Here is a 13,304-nt window from a genome sequence, read left to right as displayed (position 1 = left end):
AAAATCATACCTATCATATCATTTTGAATGGCTTCATTGAAGCGGCAGATTGCTACACTCTCAAATGCAACCTTTACAAATTTGTAAACGTTTGTAATTGTGAGGTGTAGATATGAAAAGGGATAAGGCAACCATCGCTGTCGCAGTAGTTGCGTTTGCATTTGTAATGGCAGGCTGTACGTTTTCTTTGAAGCAGCCCGCCTCCAATAACGTCGTTCCTCACGAGCTTAAGCAGCAATATCAACCAGGAGATACACTTGCTGAACAGGTGACGGTTAGTAGATCGTTGCAATTTGGCACAGTGAATTCTGATGTATATGGTATTCTCAAGCAATCGGACGAAATAATGTTAGTCATAGAAGCCCTTCAAGGCGCGAACAAAATAGAAGGAATGCTCGATGTTAGAACACCGGATTATGACATCATCATTGAGCATGAAGGTTCGCAGCGCGCGGTTCATCTGTGGCTGGACCCGGTGATGAAAACAAGCATGTACACCGAGGTGAGTGATACCGGGACCGGCTATACGATATCTTCTGCCGATACGGAAAAGCTGAAAGAGATCATTTTCGGTATTACTTATGGAGTAGAGCTTGCGGTGAAAAACGGGGATGTCGTGAATGCGTTGGCCAAATGGCATAACGTAGACGTTTGGGAGGAATTTCTGGGAAATGTGAAAAGCAAAACAGCAGATGAAATTCATGTCACTTCCTATACGATAGAAGGCGGAGCGATCTTTCAAGATCTTATTTTTGATGGTCAAAATATAGCTTATACCTTTGATAGCACGCATGATGCGTATGAAAACCAAATGAAGCAGCTTTCTTTCTGCAGCGGAATCGCGACAAATAAAACAGATGAAGGAAAGAAATATACATTATCCGGATTCAGCGGGAAGGAAGCGGAGCAACCGACTTTCAGCATGCGCATACCCTGATTGTGTGAAAGTAACTCAAATGAGAGGATTGGTCGTTTGATCAGTAAAAGGAAAACAATCAGCTATTCAATTTTCATAAAATGGATTCTTCTATGCATGATTGTCGTTGTGTTAAATGGCTGCGGTAAATCGGAGAAAATCGAGCATATTGAGGCTTTTGCCACAGAAATGAGCGAGCAGAATGCTGAGGGCTTTTTCGAGAGAACGGGCTATAAAAAGGTAAATGCCATTACTATTGTTGTCGAAGGAGAGAAACACGTGAAGTCCGAAATCAAAATGATTGAGGATCATTACGACATAGATGGAAACTTTGTTAAATCTGAAATCACGCTAGCTGACGGGAGCAGGTCGGATATCTTCATGTCGACTGATGGCGACGAGCGCGTAACGAAGCTCGATAACCCTTCAACCATACTCGTTCCGGAGCTTGTTTCTGACGAACATCATTCCATAAAGCTAACAGAAGAACAGAAGATTGAAGTAAAGGAGCATGTGCTATCGTTCATAAAGTAACCATTCGAGCCGCTCGCGCAAAAAAAGGAGGAATACGATGAAACGTCTTTTATTAATCGCTATCATGATCATTTTAACTTCCTGCGGAGCACATAAGGGAGAAGGCGGGAACGTGAATGAGATTGACGCTGATCTAGCCCACAAGCTGGCTGAACCGAAGCTCCAGCACAAAGACGAGCTATTCGAAATGACTTTGAACATCGAGAAGACTGCCTTCGCAAAGGGCGAACCTATCGAGTGCTCGGTTAGCATGACATATGTCGGCGCTCAAGATTCGATTACGATTTGGGGACCAAGCAGCTACATCGTATTTTATTTAACGGATGGCCAAAGGATTGAAATGGAAGGCGCTAATACGACTGAGCTTAGTCCAACTGTGCTGAAAAAGGGCGAAAAGCATCTTTTTCCTTTCCAAAAAAGCGGCGGTTATTCGAATGATGATCCCAACGCGAGCTTTTGGAGATCCTTTTACGAGGAGAAGGACCTGCTGCTGCCAAGCGGAACCTATCTCATTGCTGCGAATGCCGATTTCTCCTTAGACGAAAAGGTTGTAGACAGCTATTATCGCGGTTCTGTACATGCAACGATTACGGTGAAGTAACATGAGGAGGAGCCCGCGAAACCTATGACGAATCTTTATTTTGTAAGGCATGCGCATTCGCTCTATACGCCGGATGAACTAAACAGGCCTTTGTCCACTAAAGGTTTGAATGATGCAAAAAAGGTAACGGAGCTTCTAATGGATCTCTCAATCGAATATGTCATATCCAGTCCGTATAAACGGGCAGTTCAGACCGTTGAAGGGATTGCTGCATATACAGGGGGACAGATATTAATTATAGAGGGCTTTAGGGAAAGGTTGTTATCGGGCATGCCGGTAGACCATTTTCAAGCAGCAATCGAGAGGGTATGGGAGGATACGAGCTTTGCATGGGATGGCGGGGAATCGAATGTAGTAGCACAGAAACGCGGTGTGGAAGCGACGCTTCGGGTGCTGAGCAGCTATCCCGGAAAAAATGTCGTCATTGGAACGCACGGAAATTTGCTTGTTTTAATTATGAATGCTTTCGAAGGTAGTTATGGTTTTGAATTTTGGAAACAGCTTGCAATGCCGGATATATACAAGCTTTCCTTCGAGGGTGAAAAGCTGATAGAGGTAAAAAGGATATGGAGTTAGCTGGTACAATAAATAAGACATAGAGGTGATAAGCATGTTCAATCCTAAGTTCTTCTTCTATTAGTTGTATCGGTATAATGGCTGAATGCCATAATCTAACCCGGTACGACGGGGATGAAGATGTTCGCAAGAGAAGACATATTGGTATGGGAAGCCGAGCAAAGCACGCAGCAGATTGGTGAGAAGAAGCACAAGAATCCAAGGGCCAGCAAAACCAAGGATTATCGTAAGGGCATTAAAAGTGTTCATTTTGGCAAAGAATGCACCGGGGCAAGGAGAGCTTATTCTCGCCTATATAGGACGCAAATGAAGCATTTAATGCGCAATGAAAAGTATGAGCTTCTGAATGGATATAAGCATACGGGCGGATGGCTTACCTGGTAACCCATATTCCTGGCTTAAAGCAATAGAGGGACTCACTTCTCCTATTGATGTAACTTAGCAAAAATACAAAAATCGGATAAAAGGCGGCCCGCAGCATGGGCCGCCTTTTATATAGAGTTTCAAATCGCTTCCAATCGAAATCATGCAAGTTTCAATTCAGTACTGTTTATGTTTGTAATTGTGTGATATTATAAAAACGAACATAAACAAACGTCAGTGCGGCTGGATGTAAGCGGCTGCACAATAAAACTATAGGAGGCTTTTATCCAATGGAAGTACGCCACACAACAAACCCTACCGATGTGAAGCAATATGATACGGAACGACTGCGCAGCGAATTTTTGATCGAGAGCCTGTTTGTACAGGATCAAATCAAGATGACATATACGCATTATGATCGCATGATCGTTGGCGGAGCAACACCTGTGAATGAGACGCTGGAGCTTGAGGATGCGGCAACGCTGAAAACGGAATATTTTTTGGAGCGCCGTGAGATTGGATTTCTGAACATTGGCGGCCCGGCTTCGATTTCCGTGGACGGTGAGGTTTACGAGCTGAGCAAGCTGGAAGTTCTTTACGTCGGGAAAGGCAAGCGCCAAGTGCTGCTTTCAAGCGTGGACAAAGCAAACCCAGCCAAGCTGTACTTCTGTTCGGCGCTCGCACACGCTGAGATTGCAACACGCAAAATGACGATGGAGGAAGCGAATCCGACTCATCTTGGCTCACAAGAAACGTCGAATGAGCGCGTGCTGTACAAATACATCCACGCAGACGGCATCCAAAGCTGTCAGTTGATGCTTGGCGTAACAAGCCTCAAAACGGGAAGCGTGTGGAACACGATGCCTTCACATGTGCATGATCGCCGCATGGAAGCTTACTTATACTTCGATATGAACGACGATGCACGCGTATTCCATATGATGGGCGAGCCTTCGCAGACGAGACATCTGGTCGTAGCGAATGAGCAAGCGATCATTTCTCCTCCATGGTCTATCCATTCAGGCGTAGGAACAAGCAATTACACGTTCTGCTGGTCGATGGCAGGCGAGAATTATACATTTACAGACATGGACGCCGTGCCTGCAAGCGAGCTAAAATAGAAGCATTCGCTACAGGAGGTGCACCATGCTTGCTGCTGAACGGCATCGGAAAATTATAGAGAAACTAGAGCAGCTTGGCGCAGTGAAAGTATCTGAGCTGAGCGAGCAATTTGGCGTGACGGAAAAAACGGTTCGGGAAGATCTGGAGAAGCTGGAGGAGAAGGGGCTGCTCAAACGTACGCATGGCGGGGCCGTGGTGGAGCAAGAGGGCGAGGACAGCCTCTATCCGCTCCAATTTCCTAACAGTAAGCACCAGCAGGAGAAGTCCGCCATTGCGGCGCTTGCCCTCTCTTGTATCGAGGAGAATGATATCATTGCCCTTGATGCGGGAAGCACGACGCTTGAGATGGCCAAGAAGCTCCCGAATGTGCCCGTTACCGTGCTGACGAATGACCTGCTTATTATCCGCGAGCTGACCTTAAAGGATCAGGTGAGATTGGTCATTCCCGGCGGCTACCGTCACAACAATCTGCTGATCGGAGCGGAGTCCCAGGAATGGATTAAAAGGCTCAATGTTCATAAGCTGTTTCTTTCGACGACAGGCATTCATCTGGAATATGGCTTGACGATATTTACAGAGGAATTGTCAAAGCTGAAGAAGCTGTACATGGACAATGCGAAGACCGTTTATTGCCTGGCTGACCATAGCAAATTCGATAAAGGCGCCTTGATAACATTTGCTGGCCTAGGCGAGATTGATTGCATCATCACAGATGAGGGGATCTCGCCCGAGGTTGCAGCCAAATATGAGGCCCTTCAGATACAAATGATGAAGGCGCCGCTTCCAGAGAGCGGAAAGCGTGCAAAAGGGAGGACATGAACCGATGGGTTTGTTTGATTTGAGCGGAAAAACGGCAGTCGTTACGGGAGCGGGACGCGGCCTCGGAGCAGCTATTGCACTTGGATTGGCGGAGGCAGGCGCTGACGTAGCGCTTGTGACTAACAGCACGCCTGCCGACAAAGCGGCGGAAGCAATTAGAGCTTTGGGGCGGAAAGCGATTACGATTCAGGCGGATATTTCTGACCGTACCAAGCTTGCTGGCATTATTGAGCGGACAGTGGACGAGCTGGGCAGAATCGATATCCTAGTGAATAACGCTGGCATTATTCGCCGGACGCCTGCTGCGGAGCACAGCTATGAGGATTGGCAGGCGGTACTCGACGTCAATTTAAATTCGGTATTTGTTTTATCGCAGCTTGCTGGAAAAAAAATGATCGAGCAAGGCTCCGGCAAAATCATTAATATCGCTTCGATGCTGTCCTATCAAGGCGGCATTAATGTGCCTGGCTATACATCAAGCAAGCATGCGGTAGCAGGGCTAACGAAGGCGCTGGCGAGCGAGTGGGCGAGCAAGGGCTTGCAGGTTAACGCAATCGCCCCAGGCTACATGAGCACGGATAACACCGAGGCGCTTCGCGAAGACCCGGTTCGCAGCGCTCAAATCCTGCAGCGTATTCCGGCTGGACGCTGGGGTACTTCAGAGGATTTAATCGGTCCAGCAGTATTTCTAGCGTCAGCGGCATCCGATTATATGAACGGCCATGTTCTAGCGGTGGATGGCGGATGGCTGGTTAGATAAGCTAAGCGTTAATAATAAGGCTCTCCCTACGGCAACTATAGGCCCACAATCTTTTGAAGGTGGCAGGCATCCGCCTAGCTACCTTTCTGCAAAAGCATTCGCACAAAAAAAGTTGGACGGAAAACATTGCGTTTTTCCGTCCAACTTTTTATTTTGGGGACGTATTGGACAGCCCCTTGTTTATCAAACAATTACAACATAATTACGTACTAGTCCGCTATATTGACGAGGTTGTCTTTAACGTGATAAATGACATAGTTATGATTCCATTGCCGCATGGTAACGATGGTTGATTCATTTCCCTTTTCAAAAAAATAATTAGCGCCTTCTTGCCTGACATAGGTCCAGCCCTTGCTACTCATTCGTTCTTTAAGAAGAAGCCCAACGGAACGATCCTCCGTTAAATAATTCCCTTTCTCGTCCATCAAGACTATTTGCTTATCTGTTGTGCCTAAAGTGTACATGAGCTTAATTTTATGGAATCCAATATTATTGATATAGGCAGCAGCGAATATAACGATAAGTACAACGATTCCAATAATTCCGAATACCGCGACTTTCCAAGGTCTCCTCAAAATCATATAAAATCAACTCCCATACAATATTGTGAAGGATTGGCGATTAGTGCGAAAGATACTATAGAATCAAATTTCGTTAAGTGTGCTATACGATCCGGCCATATAGATTTGGATGATGTTTTGTGGCGGGACAAAAGCGTCTCCATTCTCCATTTAAAAATGATACATCCTCTTGCACCGTATCCCATGACATGCAATCCGATAGCCTTCGAAGCGCCCTATTCAGCAAGCCATGCACGTTCATTTCCTCAATCTCTTCAGGAAATTTCTCTGCCACTTTTTCCCATGCCGTTTCGGATTCCATTTTTATTCCCGATCTTATCTTTGAGCTTAACTTAATGACATTGGATAATACTCTTCTTTTTTATGCGCTTTTTTATCGGTATACATATGTTTTTTTTGAAAATAAATAGACGGATCCGACTGAAAATACGTCAAAAAGCCGTATATTATCCTATCAATTGTGACGAAAAGATAAATTCTTGGCAAAATGGCTATTACTTTAGACTTATATATTTAAAAACATATTGATCTTAGAAATATGAAATAGTAGAATGTTCCTAGTAGCTGTAAATGATTTCTAATTAAAGTACAAATTCCTCCAAATTTCATACGGGCAAATCCATCGAAAGATGGTGGCGCAAAGCTATAGGGACTACTTCTTAAAAAGAAATGTCAGCCAGTTGCGAAGTATTAAGCAAAGGCATACCTATGAGAAAATATAGGTATGCCTTTTTTTATTCAGAGAGATAAATTCAAATGGTGGAGAGAGGTCATAACGTTATGCATAATCAATCAGATATTCGTCGTTTATTTCCAAGTGATGATGGCAACGCAGCTCAACGGAATCAAATGTTGGAATTAATGGGGCAGATCGTGAATGGCGTCGATGAGCTTAAAGATCCGAATTCCGTGTTCCTGAAGGGGGAAAAAGATAGAGGTCCGCTATTTTACAAGGAGCTGGCGGATGTTAGCCGAATTCCCCATAACGGAAGCCCGCTGGAAGAGGTTAACAAAGAGCTTCTTTCCTTGCTGCACGCACATCCTTATCATACCAAATATTTTCTAACCAATATTTTGCCTATGGCCAGTACCCCGGGCATACTCGGCATGCTTGCCGCATTTATGGTGAATGGCAATAATTTATGGGATGTGTATGGGCCGGCAGGCGCAGAAGCCGAAGTTAAGGTTGTTGCGATGATGTCGGATCTTGTCGGATATCAAACGGCAGAAAGCGGTGGATATACAACTTGGGGCGGCCAAGGCGCCATATTTACAGGCCTCAGGCTGGCGATTAATAAAGCAAGCTCATCAGCCGCGAAGTCCGGAGTGCCTCAGAACTTATATGCCTTCTGCTCGGAGGCCGCACATTACAGCCTTTATAAGTCGATGGAAGCAACGGGCCTCGGAAGCGATCACTTAGTCAAAATCCGTACGCATGAAGACAGCTCTATGGATATTGATGATTTGAAAGCGAAAATGGAACAGGTTATTGCGAAAGGCGGCATTCCGATATATGTCGTTGCAACTACGGGCACGACAGATGCAATGGGGATCGATAGCCTTGATGAAGTGTATAGAATGACAGAACGTTTAGCACAGGAGCACCGAATAAATCGGCCTCACATTCATGCCGACTCGGCTCTAGGCGGATTCTTCGCTTTCTTCAACAGCTATGATTTTGCTAATAATCCTTTGGGCATTGAAGGAGAAGCGCTCGCGGCTCTCAAAACCATTCAAGCCAAAATGATCCATTTGAACAAAGCGGATTCGCTTTGCTTCGACTTTCAAAAGCTCGGACAAACCCCTTATTCAACGAGCTTGTTTTTAGTGAAAAATGCTTCTGATTTAAAGCTTCTGGATTTGGATCCAGACGAGACACCTTATGTTGGACACCGAGGATATGGGCAATATCATACGAGTTACACGTTGGAATGCTCAAGAATGGGAAGCTCCATTAGCATATACAGCGCTTTGCTCGCGTTTGGCATTGAAGGCTATCAAAAGCTGCTGGCTCAATTCGTTGAAGTAAATGTCGCTTTCCGAAAAGCGCTGAAGCTGGAAATACCGGAAGCCATTATTGTAAATCCGCTTAATCCGGGCATCATCACCTTATTCCGGTTATATTCGGATGGGCAGAACGGTTATCCAAAAGAATATGCCGGTGCTTGCAGCTATGAGGAAGTAGACAGGGAAAACAAATTAAATGAAATTTTATTTGAGATTCTGGGAAGAGACCGGAGCGAAATGTTCTTCGGCGATACCAAAAAGCATCTTTACGTACAAACGACAGATGCTAAGCGAATTGCGCTGTATGCCAGCAAGCTGTTCGTTATTTCACCGTATACGCAGGTATCTGATGTTCATTCCATCGTCCAATATTTAAAAGGAAAAATCGAAGAAACCTATTCAGAATATAATCGAATGAATAAAAGGGAGTTCACTCATGAAGAAGTCTATACTTAATTTCAATTGGTATAAGGAGCATCTAGCTGTAAAAATCGCATTAAGCATACTGCTCTTGCAGGTTATCACTTGTGTAGCCTTTGCTGTTTCCAGTTACATGTCCCAGCAGAATCTTTCGGAGAAATTGCTGGAACAATTCGATAAGCGCTTGATTACCGATATTCAAATTGCGAGCAATGCCTTAGCTTCAATTCCTGGCTCAGGAAAGCAGCTGGCTGGAACGGAAGATCCGAATTATGCGTTAATCAAAACAGAGCTTGAGAAGCTGCAAGAGATTCATAGTCTTGAGAATATTTACATTCTATCGAATACTGGGGACAATGAACGGATTTTAATTCTATCAGGCGTGCCGGATGATTTTGGAACGCCGTACCCGTTCACGGATGAAATGAAAGAAGCGATTTCAGAAAAGAAATCAATGATAAGCCCTATTTATGTGGACGAGTACGGTACTCATAAATCCATATTCGTTCCGGTATCTGATAATTCTGGCGTAACCTATGGCATTCTTGGGATAGATCTGGATGCTTCAGTTGTACCGAAAACAACAGCCAGCTCTAACCTGACTACGATTATTATTTCACTGATCGTGCTTGTTGTCGGCAGTATCATTGCGGCCGTGATCGGTAAAGTCATAACGAATCCGCTAAGAAAGCTAATGCTTGCAGCCGATAAGATTGCGGCAGGCGATATGAAAACTGCGATTTCGATCCATAGCAAGGATGAGATCGGGAAATTGTCGGTATCGTTTGGATTAATGATCGCGAGCCTTAAAACACTTATACAGCAGGTCATTGCTTCTTCGAATTTGATTTCGGAAACAAGCCAACACCTGAAGCAATCGGTCAATGAATCAACAAATAACGCACAGCAGGTTGCGGATTCAACAAATCGGATGTCTGAGGGCATTAATGATATTGTTCAAAGCGTTACAGATAGCCATACGAATATTAATCATATCGATAATGAAATTAAAGATGTATCGAACGGTATGAAGGATATTCAGAACATCGCAACAGAGGTACACGTACAATCCGAGCAAGGGCAGGATCTAGTAGAAAGAACGCTGCAGCAAATGATGGTCATCAAGCAAGCGATGCAGGAGTCTCAGGAAGCAGCCACAACATTAGGCAAACGCTCCAACGAGATAAGCGAGATCATCAATATTATATCTGAAATATCCAATCAAACGAACCTTCTCGCCTTGAATGCTTCGATTGAAGCGGCACGTGCAGGGGATGTTGGAAGAGGCTTTGCCGTGGTTGCTGGCGAGGTTAAGAAGCTGGCCTCACAATCGGCTCAAGCCGCATTGTCGGTTACCGACCTTGTTTCGAGTACCCAATCCAACAGCTTGCTCGTTATGAAGAGCATTGAGGAAGGAAGCAAGGCCGTTGAACAGGGGCATTCATGGATACAAGGCACATATGAGAATTTCAAAGGCATCTATGGCGGTGTATCCTCGTTCACAGAGCATACGAATCATATGTTTAGCGCATTAGGCAAGGTAGATGACTCTTTTGTCAAAATAACCGACTCGATGCAGCAAATTTCCGGCATTACGCAGGAACAAGCTGCAGGAACAGAAGAGGTCGCTGCATCCGCGCAGCAGCAGAGCGCTTCCATGCAAGAAATTGCAGCTGTCATTATACAGCTATCTACGCTGTCCGTTGATTTGAATGATTCAGTCAAACAATATAAGCTGGACAATTAACCGATTAGCGTCATTTTGAAATAGCTGGTCTCCAAATCACATAGCAACGCAAGAAAGTCCAGAACATGATTGAATGTTCTGGACTTTCTATTGCTAATTGACCCTTTCGTTAATCCAAAGAGACGTAGGAGACAGAACGTTGACGCAAAACAGATTCTTCATGGTTGCTGCTGTTCGAGGCCGATTCGGCGGACTGGGCAAGTGTATGGTTGACTGCACTGACGAACAAGTCGAAAGCACGCCCATCTTGGTCCGTTTTGTCATAGTGGTACTGATTAAGAGGTGGAAGCGGGATGCTGCCGATAAAGCTCTGAAGCAGGTCGCTCCATCGTTCCAAATCAATGTCAGCTTCCGTATCGCTGGCGAATAGTTCGCTCCAGCCGAAGCCTTGATTGCTCGTTAAACGAAGACAGATACGATGGCCTGCAGAATCGACGGCAATGGCAGGAATGACAAAAATCTCGATGCGGGAAATGGAAAGATGAGGAGTCTGTTTCGTAAAGTGTTGCAGATAACTTTCACAATTCGTCAACATAAATAAATCTCTCCTTTGTTCGCTTACGAGGTTAGCTGTCGGATTCGGGCTAGAGAGAATGCCCTACCAGGGTTACAAATCCCTGGATTCACCCCTTGCGAAACGATTGGCAATCGTTTGCGATGGTTCCCCCGCTTTTTCATTCGAAAAATTCAGCGTGAATAATGTACCCTTCATTATACCCCTTAATTGCAGCTCTGTAAATCTTATGCAATCAGAACAAAGAAATATAGGATATGGCTTGATTGAAAAACAATCCTTCCTCAACGTGATCATGATGGTCCATTTCCAAATATGAAGGGCATTTGCTATGCTGAGCTGCGGATAAAAACAACGCATAAATGCGCTCGTCTTTTACGGATATATCCGGGTTTTCTGAGAGCATATCTTCAATTTGAAAAGGACCGATGAACCGAAGCAGCACGCTGCCGAAGCGAACCCAATCCTTGGGCTTTTCACATTTCTTAATGAATAACTCGCCCCAATCATGTCCTACTCCTGTTGTAAGGCGCAGGCACACACGAAAGCCAGGCTCGGGTGCAATTACGGGAAAGACAAATAGTTCGATTCTTTTAATGGTTATAGGCACGGTCGTTTTTTTTTCTGTTTTTCCTAAAGGGGTTGCGGTTTGCATGGTCACGATGGATCTCTCCTCAAATTCGCTTACGAGGTTAGCTGTCGGATTCGGGCTAGAGAGCTGCCCTACTGGAGCTTGATGGCTTCAGATTCACCCCGTTCGTACCGCATCCCAAGATGCTGTCCGCTGTGGTTCCCCCGCTTTTCATTTGAAAATTCAGCGATAGTCGTAAGCCTTGTTAGGCTTGCCGTCTATACTAATCTCGAATCAAGTGATTGTAAAATGCGAGTTGCCAAGCATCGGACAGCCAGAAGCCGATTTTCCATAAAAGTCATTAAAAAAGCTTGGTAATCGATCTTTTTCTTAGAAATGCTCGATGATGCTTGATCGATCTCAAGGTTAGAAAAGTCTGTTTATTCAGTCGGATAAGCTGAATGCTAGCATCAAGAATTATTTTCGAAAATGCGAGTAAAACGTTGATTTAGTGAGGTATTCAGAGTTTGTGAAGAATGTAAGCGTTGCGAACGCTTGTAGAAGTCGGATATTGACTAAATTAGCCAGCAGGCATGCTTTACAGCTATTAGGGCGAGGAGTAAGATTCGATACAGGATTTACTATTTAGCTTTGATTGACTGATCGCTGAGTTTCCGTGTAGACGGAAAACGGGGGAACCAATGATGACGCTGTGTGCGTGTCCGATGTGAGAGTCGGATGAGCGCACAGCTGGGGTGAATCTTTAACCGGTGCCATGGATACCGGTTAAGGTAGGGCGACTCTCACCGCCCGAATCCGGCAGCTAACCTCGTAAGCGTCGCTCGAGAGAGGAATGATTGAAGTCTAAAGCATTACAAGTATGAACAACGCTGAGTCCTGCGGAAGCAGGAACGGGGGAACCAACGAACGGCTTGCTTGCAAGTACTGCCGTTCATGGGGTGAATCGCTTGGCTATACAAGCGTAGGGCAACTCTCAAGGCCCGAATCCGACAGCTAACCTCGTAAGCGAACTCGAGAGAGGCAACAGAAGCGCGCTGCCCGCAGCTTATTCAGCTGTGGGTATCAAGAAGCCGCGGGATGTGTACCTCTTATCCCAAGGCTTCTTTTTTGTTGCCTTTTTTACCAAATGGAGGATAGAGCGTGTGGAGGAAGAGCAAATTATTGTGGCAGGCTTTAATGAAGCCAGCCAATCCTTTATAAGAGCGTTGCAGTTCCGCCGGCTGAAGTTCGTCGTGCTGACGAACAGCAAGCAGGAGGCAAATAGGATCCGCAAGCAGGGCATTGCGGACGTGATATTCATCAATTCCAATGATCGTAATAGCTGGGTTCATCCTGCATTTCGGGTCAGGGAAGTATTCATCTTTGAGAGCAGTTTCGCACTCAGCTGTCGCTTTGTGCAATGCTGCCGCAGCTGGACCTCGGAGCCTATTTATGTCATCACGCAGCAATGGAATCCTAGAGCTATCTACAAGGGACTTGGAGCCAGCCATATCGTTTTCTCTCAAACGGGAGAAGTAAGCTTCTTATTAAACAATAAATAGCGCAGGAGGCGTTTCCATGCAGGACGTATTTATGGTTGTTACATTACTCGTTGCTTTTGGTTTATTTTACGGCTTTGCTGCTTGGTGCGATGGCGTTACTCGGCAATCGGGAGGCGAGCGCGAATGATAGTCGTGGCGATAATGGCTTTATTTATTTTCGTGTACCTGGTCTATGCCTTAATACATCCGGAGAAGTTTTAATAGAGGAGGA

15 protein-coding genes and 5 riboswitches are annotated in these 13,304 nt (G+C 45.2%); of the genes, 12 read left to right on the top strand and 3 right to left on the bottom strand.

Going from position 1 to position 13,304, the window contains the following annotated elements; genetic code table 11:
• Positions 1-112: 112 nt before the first annotated feature.
• From AB4Z29_RS01405 to kduD, 8 genes are all read left to right on the top strand, one after another.
• Positions 113-937, top strand: a complete 825-nt coding sequence (locus AB4Z29_RS01405; RefSeq protein ID WP_441941376.1) for a DUF4362 domain-containing protein — start codon at positions 113-115, stop codon at positions 935-937.
• A 96-nt stretch (positions 938-1,033) separates the two neighbouring features.
• Positions 1,034-1,450: a hypothetical protein gene (locus AB4Z29_RS01400; protein ID WP_441941375.1), complete on the top strand. Its 417-nt coding sequence runs from the start codon at positions 1,034-1,036 to the stop codon at positions 1,448-1,450.
• A 37-nt stretch (positions 1,451-1,487) separates the two neighbouring features.
• Positions 1,488-2,051 carry a hypothetical protein gene (locus AB4Z29_RS01395; RefSeq protein WP_441941374.1) on the top strand — a complete coding sequence of 188 codons (564 nt, stop codon included), beginning with the start codon at positions 1,488-1,490 and terminating at the stop codon, positions 2,049-2,051.
• A 24-nt stretch (positions 2,052-2,075) separates the two neighbouring features.
• On the top strand, positions 2,076-2,627 hold the full coding sequence (locus tag AB4Z29_RS01390; protein WP_441941373.1) for a histidine phosphatase family protein: 552 nt from the start codon (positions 2,076-2,078) through the stop codon (positions 2,625-2,627).
• A gap of 120 nt (positions 2,628-2,747) precedes the next feature.
• A complete protein-coding gene (locus AB4Z29_RS01385) occupies positions 2,748-3,011 on the top strand; it encodes a hypothetical protein (RefSeq protein WP_441941372.1) in 264 nt (87 codons plus the stop codon).
• A gap of 269 nt (positions 3,012-3,280) precedes the next feature.
• A complete protein-coding gene (gene kduI / locus AB4Z29_RS01380; RefSeq protein ID WP_183567403.1) occupies positions 3,281-4,111 on the top strand; it encodes a 5-dehydro-4-deoxy-D-glucuronate isomerase in 831 nt (276 codons plus the stop codon).
• 25 nt (positions 4,112-4,136) lie between these two features.
• Positions 4,137-4,931 carry a DeoR/GlpR family DNA-binding transcription regulator gene (locus AB4Z29_RS01375; RefSeq protein WP_441941371.1) on the top strand — a complete coding sequence of 265 codons (795 nt, stop codon included), beginning with the start codon at positions 4,137-4,139 and terminating at the stop codon, positions 4,929-4,931.
• Positions 4,932-4,935: 4 nt separating this feature from the next.
• Positions 4,936-5,691 carry a 2-dehydro-3-deoxy-D-gluconate 5-dehydrogenase KduD gene (gene kduD / locus AB4Z29_RS01370; RefSeq protein ID WP_441941370.1) on the top strand — a complete coding sequence of 252 codons (756 nt, stop codon included), beginning with the start codon at positions 4,936-4,938 and terminating at the stop codon, positions 5,689-5,691.
• A gap of 209 nt (positions 5,692-5,900) precedes the next feature.
• Here the strand turns inward: kduD and AB4Z29_RS01365 are convergent, their stop codons facing one another.
• Positions 5,901-6,272, bottom strand: coding sequence for a hypothetical protein (locus AB4Z29_RS01365; RefSeq protein ID WP_441941369.1), 372 nt, complete (start codon positions 6,270-6,272; stop codon positions 5,901-5,903).
• A gap of 602 nt (positions 6,273-6,874) precedes the next feature.
• Positions 6,875-6,960, top strand: a riboswitch (cyclic di-GMP riboswitch).
• A 92-nt stretch (positions 6,961-7,052) separates the two neighbouring features.
• On the opposite strand from AB4Z29_RS01365, the gene AB4Z29_RS01360 reads away from it, so the two are divergent.
• On the top strand, positions 7,053-8,735 hold the full coding sequence (locus AB4Z29_RS01360) for a pyridoxal phosphate-dependent decarboxylase family protein (protein ID WP_441941368.1): 1,683 nt from the start codon (positions 7,053-7,055) through the stop codon (positions 8,733-8,735).
• A complete protein-coding gene (locus tag AB4Z29_RS01355; RefSeq protein ID WP_441941367.1) occupies positions 8,716-10,446 on the top strand; it encodes a methyl-accepting chemotaxis protein in 1,731 nt (576 codons plus the stop codon). Before AB4Z29_RS01360 ends, AB4Z29_RS01355 begins: the two co-directional genes overlap by 20 nt.
• A gap of 109 nt (positions 10,447-10,555) precedes the next feature.
• On the opposite strand, the gene AB4Z29_RS01350 is transcribed toward AB4Z29_RS01355, so the two are convergent.
• Together AB4Z29_RS01350 and AB4Z29_RS01345 are read right to left on the bottom strand one after the other, a co-directional pair.
• The gene (locus AB4Z29_RS01350) at positions 10,556-10,981 is read right to left on the bottom strand and encodes a hypothetical protein (RefSeq protein WP_441941366.1); all 426 of its coding nucleotides are present in this window, start codon (positions 10,979-10,981) and stop codon (positions 10,556-10,558) included.
• Between the two features lie 5 nt (positions 10,982-10,986).
• Positions 10,987-11,149: riboswitch (cyclic di-AMP (ydaO/yuaA leader) on the bottom strand.
• 46 nt (positions 11,150-11,195) lie between these two features.
• Positions 11,196-11,621 carry a hypothetical protein gene (locus AB4Z29_RS01345; protein WP_441941365.1) on the bottom strand — a complete coding sequence of 142 codons (426 nt, stop codon included), beginning with the start codon at positions 11,619-11,621 and terminating at the stop codon, positions 11,196-11,198.
• Between the two features lie 5 nt (positions 11,622-11,626).
• Positions 11,627-11,790, bottom strand: a riboswitch (cyclic di-AMP (ydaO/yuaA leader).
• A 395-nt stretch (positions 11,791-12,185) separates the two neighbouring features.
• A riboswitch (cyclic di-AMP (ydaO/yuaA leader) is annotated at positions 12,186-12,385 on the top strand.
• A 24-nt stretch (positions 12,386-12,409) separates the two neighbouring features.
• Positions 12,410-12,575, top strand: a riboswitch (cyclic di-AMP (ydaO/yuaA leader).
• 119 nt (positions 12,576-12,694) lie between these two features.
• Here AB4Z29_RS01345 and AB4Z29_RS01340 point away from each other — a divergent pair.
• Positions 12,695-13,093: a hypothetical protein gene (locus tag AB4Z29_RS01340; protein WP_441941364.1), complete on the top strand. Its 399-nt coding sequence runs from the start codon at positions 12,695-12,697 to the stop codon at positions 13,091-13,093.
• Between the two features lie 123 nt (positions 13,094-13,216).
• Positions 13,217-13,294 (top strand): K(+)-transporting ATPase subunit F, encoded by a 78-nt coding sequence (gene kdpF / locus AB4Z29_RS01335; RefSeq protein ID WP_441941578.1) that lies wholly within the window; start codon positions 13,217-13,219, stop codon positions 13,292-13,294.
• Positions 13,295-13,304: the final 10 nt, after the last annotated feature.

Source organism: Paenibacillus sp. 2TAB23 (assembly GCF_052115165.1).
In the GTDB taxonomy this organism is placed as follows: Bacteria; Bacillota; Bacilli; order Paenibacillales; family Paenibacillaceae; genus Pristimantibacillus.
The sequence above is the reverse complement of the archived record's forward strand: the minus strand, read 5'-3'. Positions and strand labels throughout refer to the sequence as shown.